Source organism: Bacteroides faecalis, from assembly GCF_003865075.1.
Classification (GTDB): domain Bacteria; phylum Bacteroidota; class Bacteroidia; order Bacteroidales; family Bacteroidaceae; genus Bacteroides; species Bacteroides faecalis.
This window is the reverse complement of the sequence record NZ_BHWB01000010.1, coordinates 50,703-69,796: the sequence shown is the minus strand read 5'-3', so window position 1 is coordinate 69,796 and position 19,094 is coordinate 50,703. Positions and strand designations below refer to the sequence as shown.

21 protein-coding genes, 3 tRNA genes and 2 pseudogenes are annotated in these 19,094 nt (G+C 37.7%); 19 read left to right on the top strand and 7 right to left on the bottom strand.

Features of this window, described 5'->3' with window-relative positions; all coding sequences use genetic code 11:
• Positions 1–10 precede the first annotated feature (10 nt).
• From EJF25_RS16210 to EJF25_RS16200, 3 genes are all read left to right on the top strand, one after another.
• Positions 11–250 (top strand): hypothetical protein, encoded by a 240-nt coding sequence (locus EJF25_RS16210; protein ID WP_032557110.1) that lies wholly within the window; start codon positions 11–13, stop codon positions 248–250.
• On the top strand, positions 204–623 hold the full coding sequence (locus EJF25_RS16205; RefSeq protein WP_200832927.1) for an RteC domain-containing protein: 420 nt from the start codon (positions 204–206) through the stop codon (positions 621–623). The genes EJF25_RS16210 and EJF25_RS16205 overlap by 47 nt, the downstream gene beginning before the upstream one ends.
• A gap of 131 nt (positions 624–754) precedes the next feature.
• Positions 755–1,078: a helix-turn-helix domain-containing protein gene (locus EJF25_RS16200; protein WP_032557045.1), complete on the top strand. Its 324-nt coding sequence runs from the start codon at positions 755–757 to the stop codon at positions 1,076–1,078.
• Positions 1,079–1,146: 68 nt separating this feature from the next.
• Here EJF25_RS16200 and mobA read toward each other — a convergent pair whose 3' ends face one another.
• Positions 1,147–1,596 carry a conjugal transfer protein MobA gene (gene mobA, locus EJF25_RS16195; RefSeq protein ID WP_125041960.1) on the bottom strand — a complete coding sequence of 150 codons (450 nt, stop codon included), beginning with the start codon at positions 1,594–1,596 and terminating at the stop codon, positions 1,147–1,149.
• A 463-nt stretch (positions 1,597–2,059) separates the two neighbouring features.
• Here mobA and EJF25_RS16190 point away from each other — a divergent pair, with 463 nt between their 5' ends.
• The 5 genes and pseudogenes from EJF25_RS16190 (at position 2,060) to EJF25_RS16170 (ending at position 5,198) form a co-directional block, all read left to right on the top strand.
• Complete coding sequence (locus EJF25_RS16190; RefSeq protein WP_441381919.1) at positions 2,060–2,386, top strand: DUF3408 domain-containing protein; 327 nt, start codon at positions 2,060–2,062, stop codon at positions 2,384–2,386.
• A complete protein-coding gene (locus tag EJF25_RS16185) occupies positions 2,383–2,688 on the top strand; it encodes a helix-turn-helix domain-containing protein (protein WP_032558283.1) in 306 nt (101 codons plus the stop codon). The genes EJF25_RS16190 and EJF25_RS16185 overlap by 4 nt, the downstream gene beginning before the upstream one ends.
• A 21-nt stretch (positions 2,689–2,709) precedes the next feature.
• Positions 2,710–3,012 (top strand): DUF3876 domain-containing protein, encoded by a 303-nt coding sequence (locus EJF25_RS16180; RefSeq protein WP_125041958.1) that lies wholly within the window; start codon positions 2,710–2,712, stop codon positions 3,010–3,012.
• Between the two features lie 42 nt (positions 3,013–3,054).
• Positions 3,055–3,347, top strand: a pseudogene (locus tag EJF25_RS16175) (helix-turn-helix domain-containing protein).
• Between the two features lie 291 nt (positions 3,348–3,638).
• A complete protein-coding gene (locus EJF25_RS16170) occupies positions 3,639–5,198 on the top strand; it encodes an SIR2 family protein (RefSeq protein ID WP_050427482.1) in 1,560 nt (519 codons plus the stop codon).
• 58 nt (positions 5,199–5,256) lie between these two features.
• Here EJF25_RS16170 and EJF25_RS16165 read toward each other — a convergent pair.
• The 4 genes and pseudogenes from EJF25_RS16165 to EJF25_RS16150 form a co-directional block, all read right to left on the bottom strand.
• Positions 5,257–6,486 (bottom strand): annotated as a pseudogene (locus tag EJF25_RS16165) (site-specific integrase).
• Positions 6,487–6,728: 242 nt separating this feature from the next.
• Positions 6,729–6,802, bottom strand: a tRNA-Asp gene (locus tag EJF25_RS16160).
• 51 nt (positions 6,803–6,853) lie between these two features.
• Positions 6,854–6,927: transfer RNA gene (locus tag EJF25_RS16155), tRNA-Asp, on the bottom strand.
• 51 nt (positions 6,928–6,978) lie between these two features.
• Positions 6,979–7,052, bottom strand: a tRNA-Asp gene (locus EJF25_RS16150).
• Between the two features lie 465 nt (positions 7,053–7,517).
• Between EJF25_RS16150 and purU the strand changes: the two genes are divergently transcribed.
• The 9 genes from purU (at position 7,518) to EJF25_RS16105 (ending at position 15,184) form a co-directional block, all read left to right on the top strand.
• Positions 7,518–8,375: a formyltetrahydrofolate deformylase gene (gene purU / locus EJF25_RS16145; RefSeq protein ID WP_125041957.1), complete on the top strand. Its 858-nt coding sequence runs from the start codon at positions 7,518–7,520 to the stop codon at positions 8,373–8,375.
• A complete protein-coding gene (hisH, locus tag EJF25_RS16140) occupies positions 8,375–8,965 on the top strand; it encodes an imidazole glycerol phosphate synthase subunit HisH (protein ID WP_125041956.1) in 591 nt (196 codons plus the stop codon). Before purU ends, hisH begins: the two co-directional genes overlap by 1 nt.
• Positions 8,966–9,104: 139 nt before the next feature.
• Positions 9,105–9,827, top strand: a complete 723-nt coding sequence (gene hisA, locus EJF25_RS16135) for a 1-(5-phosphoribosyl)-5-[(5-phosphoribosylamino)methylideneamino]imidazole-4-carboxamide isomerase (RefSeq protein ID WP_125041955.1) — start codon at positions 9,105–9,107, stop codon at positions 9,825–9,827.
• Between the two features lie 61 nt (positions 9,828–9,888).
• Positions 9,889–10,647, top strand: a complete 759-nt coding sequence (hisF, locus tag EJF25_RS16130) for an imidazole glycerol phosphate synthase subunit HisF (RefSeq protein ID WP_125041954.1) — start codon at positions 9,889–9,891, stop codon at positions 10,645–10,647.
• Between the two features lie 38 nt (positions 10,648–10,685).
• Entirely contained in the window at positions 10,686–11,297 is a 612-nt protein-coding gene (gene hisIE / locus EJF25_RS16125) for a bifunctional phosphoribosyl-AMP cyclohydrolase/phosphoribosyl-ATP diphosphatase HisIE (protein ID WP_125042018.1), read from the top strand.
• Positions 11,282–12,007, top strand: a complete 726-nt coding sequence (locus EJF25_RS16120) for a cell division ATP-binding protein FtsE (RefSeq protein WP_125041953.1) — start codon at positions 11,282–11,284, stop codon at positions 12,005–12,007. The genes hisIE and EJF25_RS16120 overlap by 16 nt, the downstream gene beginning before the upstream one ends.
• A gap of 13 nt (positions 12,008–12,020) precedes the next feature.
• On the top strand, positions 12,021–13,340 hold the full coding sequence (locus EJF25_RS16115; RefSeq protein ID WP_125041952.1) for an aspartate kinase: 1,320 nt from the start codon (positions 12,021–12,023) through the stop codon (positions 13,338–13,340).
• An 80-nt stretch (positions 13,341–13,420) separates the two neighbouring features.
• Complete coding sequence (gene lysA / locus EJF25_RS16110; protein WP_125041951.1) at positions 13,421–14,581, top strand: diaminopimelate decarboxylase; 1,161 nt, start codon at positions 13,421–13,423, stop codon at positions 14,579–14,581.
• A gap of 120 nt (positions 14,582–14,701) precedes the next feature.
• Positions 14,702–15,184, top strand: coding sequence for a ferritin (locus EJF25_RS16105; RefSeq protein ID WP_125041950.1), 483 nt, complete (start codon positions 14,702–14,704; stop codon positions 15,182–15,184).
• A gap of 231 nt (positions 15,185–15,415) precedes the next feature.
• Here the strand turns inward: EJF25_RS16105 and EJF25_RS16100 are convergent, their stop codons facing one another.
• The gene (locus tag EJF25_RS16100) at positions 15,416–15,838 is read right to left on the bottom strand and encodes a DUF2721 domain-containing protein (protein ID WP_125041949.1); all 423 of its coding nucleotides are present in this window, start codon (positions 15,836–15,838) and stop codon (positions 15,416–15,418) included.
• Between the two features lie 83 nt (positions 15,839–15,921).
• On the bottom strand, positions 15,922–17,109 hold the full coding sequence (gene kbl / locus EJF25_RS16095; RefSeq protein ID WP_125041948.1) for a glycine C-acetyltransferase: 1,188 nt from the start codon (positions 17,107–17,109) through the stop codon (positions 15,922–15,924).
• A gap of 134 nt (positions 17,110–17,243) precedes the next feature.
• On the opposite strand from kbl, the gene EJF25_RS16090 reads away from it, so the two are divergent.
• Together EJF25_RS16090 and EJF25_RS16085 are read left to right on the top strand one after the other, a co-directional pair.
• Entirely contained in the window at positions 17,244–18,197 is a 954-nt protein-coding gene (locus EJF25_RS16090) for an NAD-dependent epimerase/dehydratase family protein (RefSeq protein WP_125041947.1), read from the top strand.
• Complete coding sequence (locus EJF25_RS16085) at positions 18,197–19,045, top strand: DUF4348 domain-containing protein (RefSeq protein ID WP_125041946.1); 849 nt, start codon at positions 18,197–18,199, stop codon at positions 19,043–19,045. Before EJF25_RS16090 ends, EJF25_RS16085 begins: the two co-directional genes overlap by 1 nt.
• The last annotated feature ends 49 nt before the right edge of the window (positions 19,046–19,094 follow it).

The following is a 19,094-nucleotide window of genomic DNA, read 5'->3' as shown; positions in this document are numbered from 1 at the left end:
AATTCCCATAATGAATAATTTGTTGGAACAGAGATTCTTCCGATTATTATCGGAATACTCACAGCGTAAAGTTTCTGCATCTGAATTTGCAGAAGCTATTGAAGAACTGGCTATCCATTTAGCCGATTTTAGTATCAATGAACAGGATTACAGCGTTTTATTACGTTATTTTTCTTTTGGCTTGCATCGTCTTAAATCGTATCGTGTACGGTTTGAGCAAGAAAAAAATACCCTATTTGCATTTGATTGATGAAGCAATAGAACTAATCAAAACAGAAGTACGCATAGTGAATTTGCGTATCAAATACCCCGAACAATTTCAGCAACATGCAAATAAGCTATTCCTTTCTCCTCTTCATTTAGCTGACAAAACAAGCCTTATCAATATCATGGAAATAGTCAGTGGTTTATTCCTGTCAAAACGTGTAATATATCAGAATGGAAAACCTATTCACCTGACAGACTTAGGCAAAGCCTTTGAATGGCTACTCAATATTAAGTTAGGTGATTATCACCAAAAACACATGGATGTTATCAAGCGTAAACCAGCCAAACTAACGGAGTTCCTTAATGAACTGGCAAACCTTATCCGCAAAGAACACGAAAATAAAGGGTATAGATAATCAATAACTTAGCATCAATTTATACGGGGTAGCGTATGCTACCCTGTAATTTATTTGCTTCCCTTTTCTGAAATTTGTTTCATCAATCGATTGGTAATCATTAGTGTATAACCTAAAAAATGGAGCAAATTATGTATGTAGATAATTACGAGTTCAAAGACTGGATGCAAAAACTATTTGATAAACTGGATGAAGTAGGCAAAGACGTAAAGAGTTTGCAAACCAATCCCGAAGTAATGCCGAATGATAAACTACTCGATAATCAGGATTTATGCCTGCTATTTAAAGTAAGCACCCGAACATTACAGAGATTGAGAAGCAAGAAACTACTACCCTTTATGATGATTAGCGGAAAAGCCTATTATCGGGCTTCCGATGTACGTGAGTTCATAAAGGAACGGTTCGATGTAGGGACGCTCCGAAAGTTCGAGAAAGAACACGGAACGGATAAATAAGTATGAAATTCATCCCGAAGCTATACACGTGGCAATTCCGGGATGTTTTTCTTTTGGCAAGTCCGTATTTATTTCTCTGCTGATATTATTCCCTCCTCTTTATAAGATGCTTCAAACTGTTTGGTAAACGCAATAATCTGTTGGTTCGTCTTTGCCAGTTCAACAGTGTATTGTTCCAGTTTGTAAAGCAGGCCAAGTGCTTTCTTTTCCGTAAAGTTGGAATGAAGTTCTTTCACCGTTTGGTTATACAGTATGCCTATACTCCTGAATTGTGAAAACAATTGGGAGAGTTGGATGTAATAATCAACCTTGCTTTTATCAATCCTAAGTACCTTAAACGACTTTCCAAAGATGCAGTTCTTAATGAAATGTGCTTTTACCTTATAGCCTGACTGGTTGTAAAAGGCTAAGAACTTGGCGTTCTCCACATCATCCAAATTCAAGGAATAGCGGTGTGTTCGTGGGGTAAGTTTAGGCTTGCGCCCACCTTTGTTAAATGGCTTCTTTTTCTGTTCCATAATGATAATTTTTTACTGGTTTTACGACTTCGGAGTAAAACTAACCACCTTTTCAGGTGGCAAGGTTTTGAGGCACAAAAAGCGAAGTGCGGGCCTCAAAACACAACTTGCTATTATCATGTGATAACAAAAATCTTCCCTACAGTCAGATTACAAAAGCAAGCGGTTCGGCTTTTCCTCTGTCTATTTATCGGTTACAAAATTACAGACAGCAGTTTGCCCCTGAAATATACCCTATTACGCCAAATTGTGACACAAACGGACAAAGTACCCCCATTTTTAAAAGCATTTGTTTTTACCCTTTTCTTTGCTGAAAATTGATTGAATGGTGGCAATATATATGACAGTCAAACAAGGCTTAAATACAGTTTTAAAACATGTTTTAAAGCCGTTTAAAGATTTGGCAACATTGCCATAAAACAGGCTTACCACTTTTCAATCATTATCAAAAATCAATCAACCTATTTATAAATCATTAAAATCTGAAAGTATGGCAGAAGTAAAACAATCATTACAGAAAACAGCAAGCAAGGAACAGGAAAACTATAAATCGGTGTTCCTTAAAAAGCGGTCACTTTGCAATCGTCAAAGCGTGTACATAAGTGGAGAGATACAAAAACGTATCATGCAGATTGTAGGCGTGATTACAAACAAACAGGTAAGCATCGGAAGTTTCATTGATAACGTACTGGAAGAACATCTTAATACGCATAATGATGTCCTTTCGGTTCTCTACCGGGAAGAAATGCAAAAAGGAATATTCAACCAGCCAAAAGAGAATAAAGAATGAATATCGTAACTATTGAGGAACAGACCTTTAAACTGGTATGCAGTCGGTTCGCCAACTTTGCTAATCAGGTGGAACGCATTTGCAGGTTGAACAACCATCAGTCCGATAAATGGCTGTCAGGTCGTGAAGTGTGTGCCCTGCTCGGCATCAGCATCCGAAGTTTGCAGAACTACCGGGACAGTGGTAAACTGGGTTACTCCCAAATTGGGAATAAGCTGTACTATAAATCTGCCGATATTGAAAGACTGGTTGCCGAATGTACGGCAAACTATCTTTCAGGAAAGAAAAGCAACTATATATAACCAATAAATAAGTATCGCCTTATGACAAGAAAACAAGATGACAATTCAGAAGCAAACCAATCTTTCACCCTCCCGGCTATTGTCGGGACGTGGGAAAGTTTAAATCTCCATCCTACGGTAATGATATACCAAAGTAAGAAAAAGTATCTCCTTTCGATGCTCCATGTATCGGATAATGGACAGGTGCAACCAGCCACTTACGAGATACAAAAGGAAGATAACCGTTATTTCTTCGTTTCAGCCTTTAAACGGCTTTATATCGGCTATGACAAGGTAAAAGACAGCCTTTCCATTTCTTATTATGGTGATTACCTGCGTAATTGAATATGTGTATATACCAATCATTCAAGCTAACTATAAATCAATATGGAACTAATAAACAGCAACAGTGAAATGATAAAAGAGTTCTTTCAATCTATGGATAGAATGTTAGACGGTATCAGCAGGTTGGCAAAGGAAAGCAGACCGCATTTGAACGGTGAAAAGTTTCTAAACAACCGGGAAGCATCCAACTATCTGAAAGTAAGTATCCGTACCCTGCAAGAATGGAGAGATACGGGCGTTATCCCTTACATTCAGATAAAAGGCAAATAATCTATCGTCAAAGCGATATAGAACGGCTTTTGCAGACCTACTACAACAAGGAACGGCAGGAATAACCTACCATCCTTTAAAAAACACATTTTTTCCAAAACTGACTAAGAACATTAACTTTATTAGTGTAGTAGTCCGTCTGTACAAGCCTTTGGAAGAAAATACAACCCGGAGCGCAGCGCAGGTGTGGAGATTTTCTTTCAAATCCGTAGGGCTTGGGCTTGAACGGACGGAATACGGAGCTTACATTTGTTAATGTTTTATTCAGATTTGGAAAATTCCTCTTAAAAAGAAATCAAACAAAATCACATTGCACCCAATAAAATTCCGTATATTTGTTTTTAAATACTAAAATCATGGAAAATAGAATATTAGAATTTATTGGACATTATAATACTGCACCATTTTTATTTGTTGGTTCTGGATTTTCACGTAGATATTTAGGCTTAGAAGATTGGGAAGGATTGCTAAAACGGTTTGCTACATTAAATAATGTAGATTATCAATATTACTTTTCATCTTCTGGTGGTAAGCTACCTCGAATAGCATCTTTAATTGCGGAAGACTTACATGAACGATGGTGGAAATTGCCTGAATATGAAAAAAGTAGAAATAGATATAAAGAATATAATACAAATAAATATTCTGCATTAAAAATAGAAATATCTCATTATCTGAAAGGGAAAATGGATATCAAAATCCAAGATAAAATACTTTTAGAAGAATTAGATTTATGCAAAAAAATAGTCATAGACGGTATTATAACAACAAACTACGATAACTTATTAGAAAAAATATTTAGTGATTTTAAAACATATATTGGTCAAGAAGAATTGTTCTTTTCATCTCCTCAAGGAGTTGGAGAAATATATAAAATACATGGCTGTCAATCCAAACCTAACTCCTTAATATTAACCGATGAAGATTATATTTCTTTTGAAAAGAAAAATCCATATTTAGCAGCTAAATTACTTACGATATTTACAGAGCATCCAATCATTTTTATTGGTTATTCTTTAACCGATGAAAACATTCTCAAAATTTTAAACTCAATAGCACAATGTTTAACAAGTGACAACCTGCAAAAATTAAAAAATAGACTTATTTTTATTCAATATAATGTATCTCAACAAGAGATAGAATATGCAACTCATACGATAGCACATGAAGAAATACGTATTCCTGTAAAAACTATTACAATGAGTGATTTTAGACCACTATTTCTTGCATTATCATCTATTAAGAGAAAATTTCCAGCAGGTTTACTTCGCTTATTAAAAGAACATGTATATGAACTTGTTATGACAACAGACTCATCATCTAAAGTTTATGTACAAAATATTGATTCAAAAGAAGACATCAAAAATTTAGATGTTGTTTTGGGGATAGGTGCTATTAATAAAGTTGTAAAGGCTGGATATAGACGTTATGAACGGAAAGATTTGATTGAAGATATTCTTATAAAAGATAAATCGTTGAATAATAATGATATTGTAAATGTTACTTTACCAGCTTTATTAAAGGGCACAAAATATCTGCCATTCTTTAAATATTTGGTCAATTCAAATTACTATCAAGAGCAGAAACCTATAGACACTGTTGATGAAAGAATTATAAAACATCACTTATTGGCTATACAACATAAATTTTATGAGCCTACCGGAAAATATGACATTAGGAAGAAAAAAGATGTTGCATCTTATCAGGAAACAATGATTGATTTTATCGATGAATTTGGTTTAGAATATATTAAATATATACCATATCTAAAAAAAGACAAAATCAACTCTGACGATTTATTTGAAATTTTGAATAAGCATATTTCTGTTTTAGAAGGAAATAATGAAAATCTAAAAAGCGTTTTTTACAAAATGATATGCTATTATGATTTTCTCAAATATCATTTAGGAAAATGATTCAAGAAAAAATAGGCAATCAATAGCATGGCATATAGCTATTGATTGCCCTCATTCTCTATTTTATAAGAAAATTTCTCTCTACATTTGCCATATCACGTATAATAGAGCTATCCAAAACCTTTGCATAGTGCTGTGTCATTCTTATATTGGAATGTCCCAAAATCTTAGATACATTTTCCATTGATACATCATTGGCGAGAAAAACTACAGTAGCCGCCGTATGGCGTGCTACATGTGTAGTTAAGCGTTTGGTAATGCCGCATAAATCAGCGATTTCTTTCAAGTAGGCATTCATGTGCTGATTACTGATTACGGGTAAAAGCACACCTTTCTTTATACACTCTGCATTATCTTCGTATTTCCTCAATATCTTTTGGGGAATAGATAAAACCAGAATGTTACACATCTGGTTGGTTTTCTGACGTGCCTTGCGTATCCACAATGCACCGTTGTTGTCTTTAATTAGGTGTTCACGACTTAATTGCTGCACATCAACGAAAGCAAGTGCGGTAAAACAGCAAAAGACAAAAATATCCCTTACCTGTTCCAACCGTTTGATAGCAAATTCCTTGTTCATTAGAATATCCAGTTCCTCACGTGAAAGGAACTCTACATTTACTTCCTCCTGCTTGAAGTGGATGCCGTAAAACGGGTTTTTCTTTATCCACTCGTTAGCCAAAGCAATACGAACAACTTTTTTCAAGTTCTTCAAATGTTTCAATGTAGAGTTGTTTGGGCAATGCTTATCCGTTTTCAGCCAAAAATCAAAATCACGGATAAATTACCCGTCCAGTTCTGCCAGCATTATATCATCACAGTGGTAACAAGTACGGATATATTCTTTCAGTCGGTTTATGGAAGTATCAAACTTGGTAATGGTGCTTTCCGTATATTCTTTGCCAATCAGGGCACGGCATTTCTCGTTATGCTCTGCATACATTTCTAGCAAGCTGCGCTGTACCTTGTCCCGTCCGTAGAAACAATCCTTTATTATATCGGCTGTAATCGGTTTGTTGTCTATCTCCAGTTCACGGTGTATCTGCAATATTTTGGCACGAACCGTATTAATGTAGTGGTTCAGTTCGGTGGCTACACGGTCTTTTCCTTTGGAACATTCCTTTTTCTGATTCCATAAATCAACGGGAATGCTCCGTTTAATCATAACTTCGGCTATTCGTTTGTTTACGGTGATGCGCATACAAATAGGAGCTTCACCGTTTTTCAGAAGTTTTGCTTTCTTGATAATGAACAATACGCTTAGTGTGTTTCTTTTCACTGCTCCCATAATTTTTTGATTTTAAAGTGGTACAAGATTAGTTTACTACACTCAAAAACCAGCTACGCAAAAAACTGACAATCAAAGACAAACGCGTCAATTCGTGGGAGCAAAAACAGTTTTCAAAAAGTCCCACGAATAAGCCACGTGAGAACTGCTTTAAACCGCTATTTTTTGCCGAATCAGGAAAAAGAAAAAGCCCTGAAATCCTTGAATTTCAGAGCTTTGCTTTAATTTGCTATTTGCTTTCGCGGTGCGTACGGGACTCGAACCCGTGACCCCATGCGTGACAGGCATGTATTCTAACCAACTGAACTAACGCACCAGAATTTTATTTAAATTAACTTTTATTTTTTTTCGTCTCTATTGAAAGAAGCGGTGCGTACGGGACTCGAACCCGTGACCCCATGCGTGACAGGCATGTATTCTAACCAACTGAACTAACGCACCAGAATTTTATTTAAATTAACTTTTATTTTTTTTCGTCTCTATTGAAAGAAGCGGTGCGTACGGGACTCGAACCCGTGACCCCATGCGTGACAGGCATGTATTCTAACCAACTGAACTAACGCACCAGAATTTCATTTTGTTAATCTGCATCTCTCTCGATTGCGGGTGCAAAGGTAGTTGTTTTTTGTAAATCTGCAAGTGTTTGAAGAAACTTTTTTTTCAATAAAAAGCAGCTAAAAAGCTTAGTGTCTCATTTTGAGTACTTTCAAAATAAAAAAAATATTGTTTTTTTATTCGTACTGATTAGGATTACATAAGTCTGTTATTATGATTGCACTATTCCATCGGTAAGATTACATTATTTTGATAGTGGCATTACATCATCAGCGTGGAACGATGTTATCTTTTTAATATTCATCTGTCTTACATAAGAAATCGCTTCCAATATCTTTCTATCTGTAAGAAATCATCGTTTTTATGTAAACTTTCTGCTTGAATAATTCGTAATTTTGCAATAAATCGTTATTTTTGCGCTCTAAAATTAGAGAGGTGGAAGAATTTCCCCCTGGAATCGTAAATTTGTAAAAAGAATGATGACTACAGCCAAACTGTTATTGCACTGTCCTGATAAACCGGGAATTCTAGCGGAAGTGACAGACTTTATTACGGTAAACAAAGGAAATATTATCTATCTGGACCAATACGTAGACCATGTAGAAAACATATTTTTCATGCGTATAGAATGGGAATTAAGGGACTTTCTGGTTCCGCAGGAAAAGATTGAAGATTACTTTAGAACACTTTATGCGCAAAAATACGAAATGGATTTCCGTCTTTATTTCTCGGATGTGAAACCACGTATGGCTATTTTCGTTTCGAAAATGTCTCATTGTCTTTTTGATATGCTCGCTCGTTATACGGCAGGAGAATGGAATGTGGAAATACCTCTTATAATAAGTAACCATCCCGACTTGCAACATGTAGCCGAACGCTTCGGTATTCCTTTCCATTTGTTCCCTATCACAAAAGAGACAAAGGAAGAACAGGAGCGTAAAGAACTTGAGCTTTTGGCTAAACATAATATTACTTTCATCGTTTTGGCACGATATATGCAGGTTATCTCTGAACAGATGATTAATGCATATCCCAATAAGATTATTAATATCCATCACTCTTTCCTTCCGGCGTTTGTTGGAGCTAAACCCTATCATGCCGCTTTTGAAAGAGGAGTGAAGATTATCGGGGCAACCAGTCATTATGTAACAACAGAATTAGATGCAGGCCCAATCATCGAACAGGATGTAGTGCGTATCACTCACAAAGATTCTGTAGAAGACTTAGTAAATAAAGGAAAAGACTTGGAAAAAATCGTTCTTTCACGTGCGGTGCAAAAGCACATTGAACGAAAAGTCTTAGCTTATAAAAATAAAACAGTAATATTTAGCTAATGAAGATAGCAGTCGTAAAATACAATGCCGGAAATATTCGTTCGGTGGATTATGCATTGAAGCGTTTGGGCGTTGAGGCGGTGATTACGGCCGATAAAGAAGAACTTCTATCTGCCGATAAAGTTATTTTTCCCGGAGTAGGAGAGGCGGAGACTACTATGAACCACTTGAAGGCGACCGGATTAGATGAATTGATTCGAAATCTTCATCAGCCGGTATTCGGCATTTGTCTGGGGATGCAGTTGATGTGTCATTATTCCGAAGAGGGAGGAGTCGATTGTCTGAATATCTTTGATGTGGACGTGAAACGTTTTATACCGAAGAAACATGAGGACAAAGTTCCGCACATGGGATGGAATACGATTGGTAAGGTAAATAGTAAACTGTTTGAAGGATTCACCGAAGAAGAGTTTGTCTATTTTGTGCATAGTTTCTATGTTCCGGTATGTGACTTTACTGCTGCTGAAACAAATTATATTGATCCGTTTAGTGCTGCTCTGCATAAAGACAATTTTTATGCAACTCAATTCCATCCGGAGAAAAGTGGAAAGACCGGAGAGAAGATTCTGCGGAACTTTTTGGATCTATAATAAACTATGTTGCCGTTTATAATAAACTCCACTATAGTTTATAATAAACTCTCTCATCGTTTATAATAAACTTTTTAGGGGTTGTAGAATGAGGAAGAGAGACTGTTAAAAATGAATAACTAAAAATCTAAATAGTCTGATGATAGAGATAATTCCAGCCATTGATATAATTGACGGAAAGTGTGTTCGCCTTTCCCAGGGAGACTATGACAGTAAGAAAGTCTATAATGAAAGTCCTGTGGAGGTAGCTAAAGAATTTGAAGCGAATGGAGTTTGCAGATTGCATGTAGTCGATCTGGACGGAGCTGCTTCTCATCATGTAGTCAATCATCGGGTATTGGAACAGATAGCTACACGTACTTCTTTAGTGATCGACTTCGGCGGAGGAGTAAAAAGCGACGAAGATTTGAAGATTGCATTTGAAAGTGGTGCACAAATGGTGACAGGAGGCAGCATTGCTGTGAAAGATCCTGGGCTTTTCTGTCATTGGTTAGATATCTATGGAAGTGAGAAAATTATCTTAGGAGCAGATGTAAAAGATCGTAAGATAGCCGTTAATGGCTGGAAAGACGAAAGTGCCTGCGAACTTTTTCCATTCTTGGAAGATTATATAAATAAAGGCATTGAGAAAGTGATTTGTACGGATATTAGTTGTGACGGAATGCTGAAAGGACCTTCTATTGATCTATATAAAGAAATGTTGAAGAAATTTCCTAATCTTTATTTGATGGCAAGTGGAGGAGTAAGTAACATCGATGATATTATATCTTTGAATGAGGCCGGAGTTCCCGGAGTGATTTTTGGTAAAGCGCTTTATGAAGGATGTCTGACTTTGAAAGATTTGCGTCCTTTTTTGGAATAAGAAGAATAAAAGCTTCCCGAATATCGATAATAAATTGTTAAATAGTAAATAAAATAGGATTGTGTTAGCGAAAAGAATTATACCTTGCCTGGATATAAAAGACGGGCAAACCGTAAAAGGTACAAATTTTGTCAATCTGCGTCAGGCTGGTGATCCGGTAGAACTGGGACGTGCTTACAGCGAACAAGGAGCTGATGAGCTTGTTTTTTTGGATATTACAGCCAGTCACGAAGGACGTAAAACTTTTGCGGAATTGGTAAAACGAATTGCAGCTAATATTAATATACCTTTTACAGTAGGCGGTGGAATCAATGAATTGAGTGATGTAGACCGTTTGCTGAATGCCGGAGCGGATAAGATTTCTATTAATTCTTCGGCTATCCGTAATCCACAGTTGATTGACGAGATTGCTAAACATTTTGGTTCGCAGGTTTGTGTATTGGCAGTAGATGCCAAACAGACTGAAAATGGTTGGAAGTGTTACTTGAATGGTGGACGTATCGAGACAGATAAGGAATTGATGATATGGACGAAAGAAGCTCAGGATCGTGGTGCAGGAGAAATCCTGTTTACAAGCATGAATCATGACGGTGTGAAGACCGGTTATGCCAACGAAGCACTCGCTGCTTTGGCCGAACAACTTTCGATTCCTGTGATTGCTTCCGGTGGTGCAGGTCAAAAAGAACACTTTCGTGATGCTTTCTTACTCGGAAAAGCAGATGCGGCATTGGCTGCCAGTGTTTTTCATTTCGGAGAAATTAAAATTCCCGAATTAAAATCGTATCTTTGTGCACAGAATATACCAATGCGGACTGTTTAGTTTGTAAATTGTAAATAGTAAACTAAAAAAATAGAATGATGGAATTGGATTTTGATAAAATGAGCGGACTTGTTCCGGCTATCATACAAGATAATGAAACACGTAAAGTGTTGATGTTAGGCTTTATGAATAAAGAAGCGTATGATAAAACAGTAGAAACCGGAAAAGTTACTTTTTTTAGCCGCACTAAAAATCGTTTGTGGACAAAAGGAGAAGAAAGTGGTAACTTTCTGAATGTCGTTTCTATCAAAGCCGATTGTGATAATGATACATTGTTGATTCAGGTGAATCCCGTAGGACCGGTTTGCCACACTGGTGCAGATACTTGCTGGGGCGAAAAGAATGAAGAACCGGTTATGTTTTTGAAACTTCTGCAAGATTTTATTGACAAGCGTCACGAAGAAATGCCGGAAGGCTCTTACACTACCAGTCTGTTTGAATCCGGTATTAATAAGATTGCTCAGAAAGTCGGTGAAGAAGCCGTAGAAACAGTAATTGAAGCAACAAATGGCACAGATGATCGTTTGATTTACGAAGGTTCCGACCTGATTTATCACTTGATTGTATTATTAACATCAAAAGGTTACCGCATCGAAGATCTTGCTCGTGAATTGCAGGAAAGACATAGCAGTACATGGAAGAAACATTAATTCAATATAAGGATGTAGAAATTCATCAGCAGGAACTCTGTGTGTTGAGTGGTGTTAATCTGGAACTGCACAAGGGAGAGTTCGTCTACCTGATAGGAAAAGTAGGCTCTGGAAAAACGAGTTTGCTCAAAACCTTATATGGCGAATTGGACGTAATTAATGGCGAAGCGGAAGTATTGGGTTATAATATGCGAACCATCAAACGGAAACATATACCACAATTGCGTCGTAAACTGGGAATTGTGTTTCAGGATTTCCAACTACTGACAGACCGTACAGTTTATAATAATCTGGAATTTGTACTTCGGGCTACTGGCTGGCAGAACAAGCAGGAAATGAAAGAACGTATTGAAGAAGTACTCCAATTGGTAGGAATGTCTAACAAAGGATATAAGTATCCGAACGAGCTTTCCGGTGGTGAGCAACAACGCATTGTGATAGCTCGTGCCGTACTTAATTCTCCGGAAATCATCCTGGCAGACGAACCGACCGGAAATTTGGATGTGGATACAGGTAAGGCAATTGTGGAGTTATTGCACAATATTTGTGAGTCCGGTTCATCAGTTGTGATGACCACACACAACCTTCAATTGCTGAAAGAATATCCCGGTAGAGTATATCGTTGTGTTGATCATCATATCACTGATATTACCGATGAATATAAATCCCGGCAGAGAGCAATAGAAATAGATTTAAATATAGATAATTAAAACAGTAACGAAAATGAAAGTTTTAAAGTTTGGAGGAACTTCCGTAGGTTCTGCTCAGCGGATGAAGGAAGTAGCCAAATTGATTACCGATGGTGAACAGAAGATTGTTGTTCTTTCTGCTATGTCAGGAACAACGAACACATTGGTGGAAATTTCGGACTATCTGTATAAGAAGAATCCGGAGGGTGCCAACGAGATTATCAATAAGCTGGAAGGTAAATACAAACAGCATATTGATGAACTTTACGCTACTCAGGAGTATAAACAGAAAGGTCTGGAAGTCATCAAGTCCCATTTCGACTACATCCGCTCCTATACCAAAGACCTTTTTACTTTGTTCGAAGAGAAAGTGGTATTGGCACAAGGAGAGCTGATTTCTACAGCAATGGTAAACTTCTATCTGCAGGAATGCGGTGTGAAGTCTATATTGCTTCCGGCTTTGGAATTTATGCGTACTGACAAGAATGCAGAACCGGATCCGGGTTATATCAAGGACAAATTGCAAGCACAACTTGAACTTTATCCGGATGCTGAAATCTACATTACTCAAGGGTTCATTTGTCGGAATGCTTACGGTGAGATTGATAACTTACAGCGTGGAGGTAGTGATTATACGGCATCTTTGATCGGTGCTGCAGTGAATGCTACCGAAATCCAGATTTGGACGGATATCGACGGTATGCACAACAACGATCCTCGTATCGTTGATAAGACAGCTCCGGTTCGTCAGTTGCATTTTGAAGAAGCTGCCGAATTAGCTTATTTTGGTGCTAAAATTCTGCATCCTACTTGTATCCAGCCTGCTAAATATGCAAATATCCCTGTGCGTCTGTTGAATACTATGGATCCGAAAGCTCCGGGTACACTGATTTCTAATGATACAGAGAAAGGTAAGATCAAAGCGGTTGCTGCCAAAGATAATATTACAGCTATCAAAATCAAGTCAAGTCGTATGTTGCTTGCTCATGGTTTTTTGCGTAAAGTATTCGAAATTTTTGAAAGCTATCAGACTTCTATAGATATGATTTGTACTTCAGAAGTAGGAGTGTCTGTAACGATTGATAATACGAAGCATCTGAATGAGATTCTGGATGACCTGAAGAAATACGGTACAGTTACTGTAGACAAAGATATGTGTATTATCTGCGTAGTAGGTGATTTGGAATGGGAAAATATTGGTTTTGAAGCAAAGGCACTCGATGCGATGCGAGATATTCCGGTACGAATGATTTCATTCGGAGGAAGTAATTACAATATATCTTTCCTCATCCGGGAATGTGATAAGAATGTAGCATTACAATCGCTGAGCGATATGCTTTTCAACAATAAATAATTCCACAAAGAAAATATTGAGCGCTTTTACCGATTTTGATAAAAGCGCTCTTTTTTAACTAACTAAACAAGTATTTAATTATGAAAGGAATATTTCCGATTGATAAATTCCGTACTTTGCAAACACCTTTTTATTATTATGATACCAAGGTACTGCGTGATACACTTTTTACTATTAATCAGGAGATTGCCAAATATCCTAATTACTCTGTTCATTATGCGGTGAAAGCTAATGCAAATCCGAAAGTACTTACTATTATTCGTGAAAGCGGATTAGGAGCTGATTGTGTGAGTGGAGGAGAGGTGCGTGCTGCTATTCGTGCCGGATTTCCAGCTAACAAGGTTGTTTTTGCCGGAGTAGGTAAGTCGGATTGGGAAATCAATCTCGGATTGGAATATGACATTTTTTGTTTCAATGTAGAATCTATTCCTGAATTGGAGATAATTAATGAATTAGCGGCTGTTCAAAATAAAGTAGCTAATGTTGCTTTCCGTATCAATCCTGATGTGGGCGCACATACTCATGCTAATATTGCTACCGGGCTTGCGGAAAACAAATTCGGTATCAGTATGCAGGATATGGATAAAGTAATTGATGTAGCACAGGATTTGAAGAATGTGAAGTTTATCGGCCTTCACTTTCATATTGGCTCTCAGATATTAGATATGGGTGACTTTGTTGCTCTCTGTAATCGTGTTAATGAATTACAGGATAAACTCGAATCTCGTCGTATATTAGTTGAACATATCAATGTCGGTGGTGGATTGGGAATCGATTATGCCCATCCTAACCGTCAGGCGATTCCTGATTTCAAAGCATATTTTGCCACCTATGCCGGACAGTTAAAATTACGTCCTTATCAAACTTTGCATTTTGAGTTAGGACGTTCCGTAGTGGGGCAATGCGGCTCATTGATATCCAAAGTGCTATATGTGAAGCAAGGAAACAAAAAACAATTCGCTATTCTTGATGCAGGTATGACAGATTTGATTCGCCCGGCTCTGTATCAGGCTTATCACAAAATGGAAAACATTACTTCAGAAGGACCGATAGAAGCCTATGATGTAGTAGGACCTATTTGTGAATCGTCGGATGTTTTCGGTAAAGCAATAGACCTGAATAAAGTGAAGCGTGGAGATTTGATTGCTCTCCGTTCTGCAGGTGCTTACGGTGAAATCATGGCATCTGGTTATAATTGTCGTGAACTTCCGAAAGGGTATACATCTGACGAACTTGTGTAAATAAAATGTGAATGTAGTTTAAAAAATCAAGGGAGTTAAAACAATTTGGCCTGAAATCTTGTTATATTTGTAATAAAATTAAAACGAAGTTACATTAACAACTTTATAAAAAATACGATTATGATTTCGGAAAAATTACAAAATGCAATTAACGAGCAGATTACGGCTGAGATGTGGTCTGCAAACCTGTATTTGGCGATGTCTTTTTACTTTGAAAAGGAAGGTTTCGCTGGTTTTGCTAGTTGGATGAAAAAACAGTATTTCGAAGAAATGCAACATGCCTGTACAATGGCTGACTATATTGTCAAGAGAGGTGGAACTGCTAAAGTAGATAAGATTGATGTAGTACCTAACGGTTGGGGCACTCCTTTGGAAGTATTTGAACATGTTTATAAGCATGAATGCCATGTTTCTAAATTGATTGATAGCTTGGTAGATATTGCTGCAGCTGAAAAAGATAAGGCGACACAAGATTTCTTATGGGGGTTTGTTCGTGAACAGGTTGAAGAAGAAGCTACTGCATCGGAAATTGTTGAAAAATTGAAGAAAGCGGGTGAAACTGGTATTTTCATTATTGATTCACAACTTGGACAACGTAAATGAGATTCAGTAATAAGTTGATATAGAATAAAAAGCTATTTGGATTATCCGAGTAGCTTTTTTACTTTGTTGGTTCTTGTTTTTTCCCCCTTGACATCATTTAAATGTATAAATAAACATGGGCAAATCTTTATTTCTTTTGGTTAATACTATGTTGCTATGCACTATCTTCATTAGCTCAAGTAACGACTCCTTTGCTACAATCTGAGCAGAGAAAAGGTAGTCGTTTGATCCTTATTCTGCCTTGTCGGGTGATTTATAACGACCTTTCTCCATCGTCCCCAGATATATCTCCAGTGATCGGGTAGAGATTTGTATTTCACGAAAGGAAACACCTAACGAACCGATAAGCAAAATCAAAGCTACTCCAAATACATAAGCGGATAATAATTGCAATCCGATATAGACTAGGAACATACTAACCACACAGAGAAATAGACTTGCTATACCTAGGCCCTGCATGGTTCGGGTCAGGTTTAACCTTTTCCGTAGATTCTCTATTTGTGCAACAGTGATATCAGAAGGATTTTCAACGTAACGATCCCGTAACTGACGCACTAGTTGTGCATAGGATAAGAAACGATTGGTATAAGCCAATAAAATCAGCGAAACAGCTGAGAAAAGTAGTGCAGGTGTAGTTAGTGTTAATTCTTCCATGATGATATAAAAATTCTTCCATTGTTATTGTCGCAATCTAAGTAAGATATATAATAATAACAATGGAAGATATAATAATGTTTTTATTTCAATACTCCGAGCTCTTTACCTACTTTAATAAAGGCGGCTATACATTTATCAAGATGTTCTTTTTCGTGTCCAGCAGAAATCTGAACGCGGATACGTGCTTGATCTTTCGGAACAACCGGATAGTAGAAACCAGTTACATAAATGCCTTCTTCCTGCATACGTGCTGCATAAATCTGTGATAATTTAGCATCATATAACATGACAGCACAGATTGCACTTTGAGTTGGCTTAATGTCGAATCCGGCAGCAGTCATCTTGTCGCGGAAATAATTCACATTGTCTACCAGTTTATCGTGAAGTGCATTACTTTCTTTCAACATCTTGAATACTTCAAGACTTGCACCGATAATACCCGGAGCCAATGAATTAGAGAACAGGTAAGGACGGCTACGTTGGCGCAATAAGTCAATGATTTCTTTACGTCCGGTAGTAAATCCTCCCAATGCACCGCCGAAAGCTTTACCCAGCGTACCGGTATAAATGTCTACGCGTCCGTGAGTTTTATATAACTCGCTTACACCATGACCGGTAACACCTACCACACCTGCAGAATGAGACTCATCAACCATTACTAGGGCGTTGTACTTTTCTGCCAAATCACAAATCTTGTCCATTGGTGCCACATTTCCATCCATAGAGAATACACCATCTGTTACCACGATACGGAAACGCTGAACTTGTGCCTCTTGCAGGCATTTTTCCAGTTCATCCATATTGGCATTGGCGTAACGATAACGTTTTGCTTTACAAAGACGTACACCATCAATAATAGAAGCATGATTTAAAGAGTCTGAAATAATGGCGTCCTCTTCAGTAAAAAGTGGTTCGAACACACCGCCATTAGCATCGAAGCAAGCAGCATACAGAATTGTATCTTCGGTTTGGAAATATTCTGTGATCGCAGCCTCTAATTCTTTGTGTATATCCTGAGTTCCGCAAATGAAGCGAACAGATGACATACCATATCCGCGACGATCCATCATTTCCTGAGCTGCTTTAATCAAGCGAGGATGATTAGATAGCCCCAGATAGTTATTGGCACAGAAATTCAGAACTTCTTTACCTTTTACAGTAATGGCAGCCTGTTGTGCACTTTCGATCAGTCGTTCTTCTTTATAAAGACCGGCTTCTTTGATTTCAGCCAATGTCTGGCTGAGATATTCTTGCATTTTACCGTACATAGTGTTTGAGTGATTAAGTTATGATACAAAGGACACTATTTTTCTTGGAATAACAATGTCTTTTTGACGAAAATATGAAAAAAAGTGCTTACTTTGCGCACCATTTAGCTTAATATCTTTAGTAAGAAGAAAAAATGAAACACATTTTGATAATTGGAGCTACCGGACAGATCGGATCCGAGCTGACGATGGAGCTACGTAAACGTTACGGAAACCAAAACGTTGTAGCTGGTTATATCCTTGGTGCTGAACCTAAGGGGGAATTAAAAGAGTCAGGACCGTCGGCTATTGTAGACGTGACAGACGGAGCGATGATAGAATCGGTGGTAAGAGAATACCATATTGATACTATTTACAATTTAGCGGCACTACTTTCGGTGGTAGCCGAATCAAAACCTAAATTGGCCTGGAAAATAGGTATCGATGGATTATGGAATGTTCTGGAAGTAGCGCGTGAACAAGGTTGTGCAGTTTTTACACCAAGTTCTATTGGTTCGTTCGGTTCAAGTACACCTCATACAAAGACTCCACAGGATACTATACAACGTCCGCGTACAATGTATGGCGTAACCAAAGTGACTACTGAATTGTTAAGTGATTATTATTTTAATAAATATGGTGTCGATACGCGTGCTGTCCGTTTCCCGGGCATCATTTCGAACGTGACTCCTCCGGGAGGAGGTACGACCGATTACGCCGTTGATATCTATTACTCAGCCGTAAAAGGTGAAAAATTTGTGTGTCCTGTTAAGGAAGGCACATTAATGGATATGATGTATATGCCGGATGCATTGAATGCAGCTATCATGTTGATGGAGGCAGATCCGGCAAAATTGATACATCGCAATGCTTTCAATATCGCTGCCATGAGCTTTGGACCGGAAACTATTTTCCAAGCTATTAAAAAGCATGTGCTGGAATTCGAGATGGTTTATAATATCGACCCTTTGAAACAACGCATAGCCGATAGTTGGCCGGACAGTTTGGATGATACCTGCGCTCGGAATGAGTGGGGGTGGAAGCCAGCTTATGATTTGGAAAGTATGACGGTGGATATGCTTGAGAAATTAAGAGCTAAACTAAAATAATGAAAAAATTAATTGCGGGGGTTGCGGTGCTCGTAGCTTTAGTTTCTTGTGGAAACAAAAAAACGAACATCGACCCTTTTGCATCTATTACTAATGAGGTGGATTCTGTCCTACATAAGGAGGATTCTATCCCTCAGGTGAAATTGCCGGAAGAACCAAAACCGACAGAAGCGGATGAATCTTTCGACGATTTTATCTACAATTTTGCCTCCGATGATACTTTACAGTTTCAGCGTGTGAGATTTCCATTGCCTTATTATAAAGGAGATGAGAAGGTCTCTATTGAGAAACGTTTTTGGAAGCATGATGATTTATTTACCAAACAGCATTATTATACGCTCCTGTTTGATAAAGAAGAAGACATGGATCTTGTAGGTGATACCTCTCTTACTTCGGTACAAGTAGAGTGGATATTTGTGAAAAAACGAATGATGAAGAGATATTATTTTGAGCGTATTAAAGGAGCGTGGATTTTAGAGGCTATCAACCTGCGTCCTATTGAAAAGAATGATAATGAAGATTTTGTAGAATTTTTCAGCCGTTTTGCATCCGATAGTCTTTTTCAGAGCCAACGTGTGCAGAATCCGCTTGCTTTTGTAACATCAGATCCGGATGATGACTTTTCTATTTTGGAAACAACGATTGACCGGAATCAATGGTTTGCCTTTAAACCGGTATTACCAACCGATCGTCTATCAAATATTAATTATGGTCAACGGAATGATGATAATTCATCAACGAAGATTCTTGCATTGAAAGGTATCGGAAACGGTTTTTCCAATCTCCTGTATTTTCGTCGGAAAGGAGGGGAGTGGGAATTGTATAAGTTTGAAGATACAAGTATATAATAATGTTTCAATATGCTGATGGATGAATGGTCCATTGAATGGCGCATTA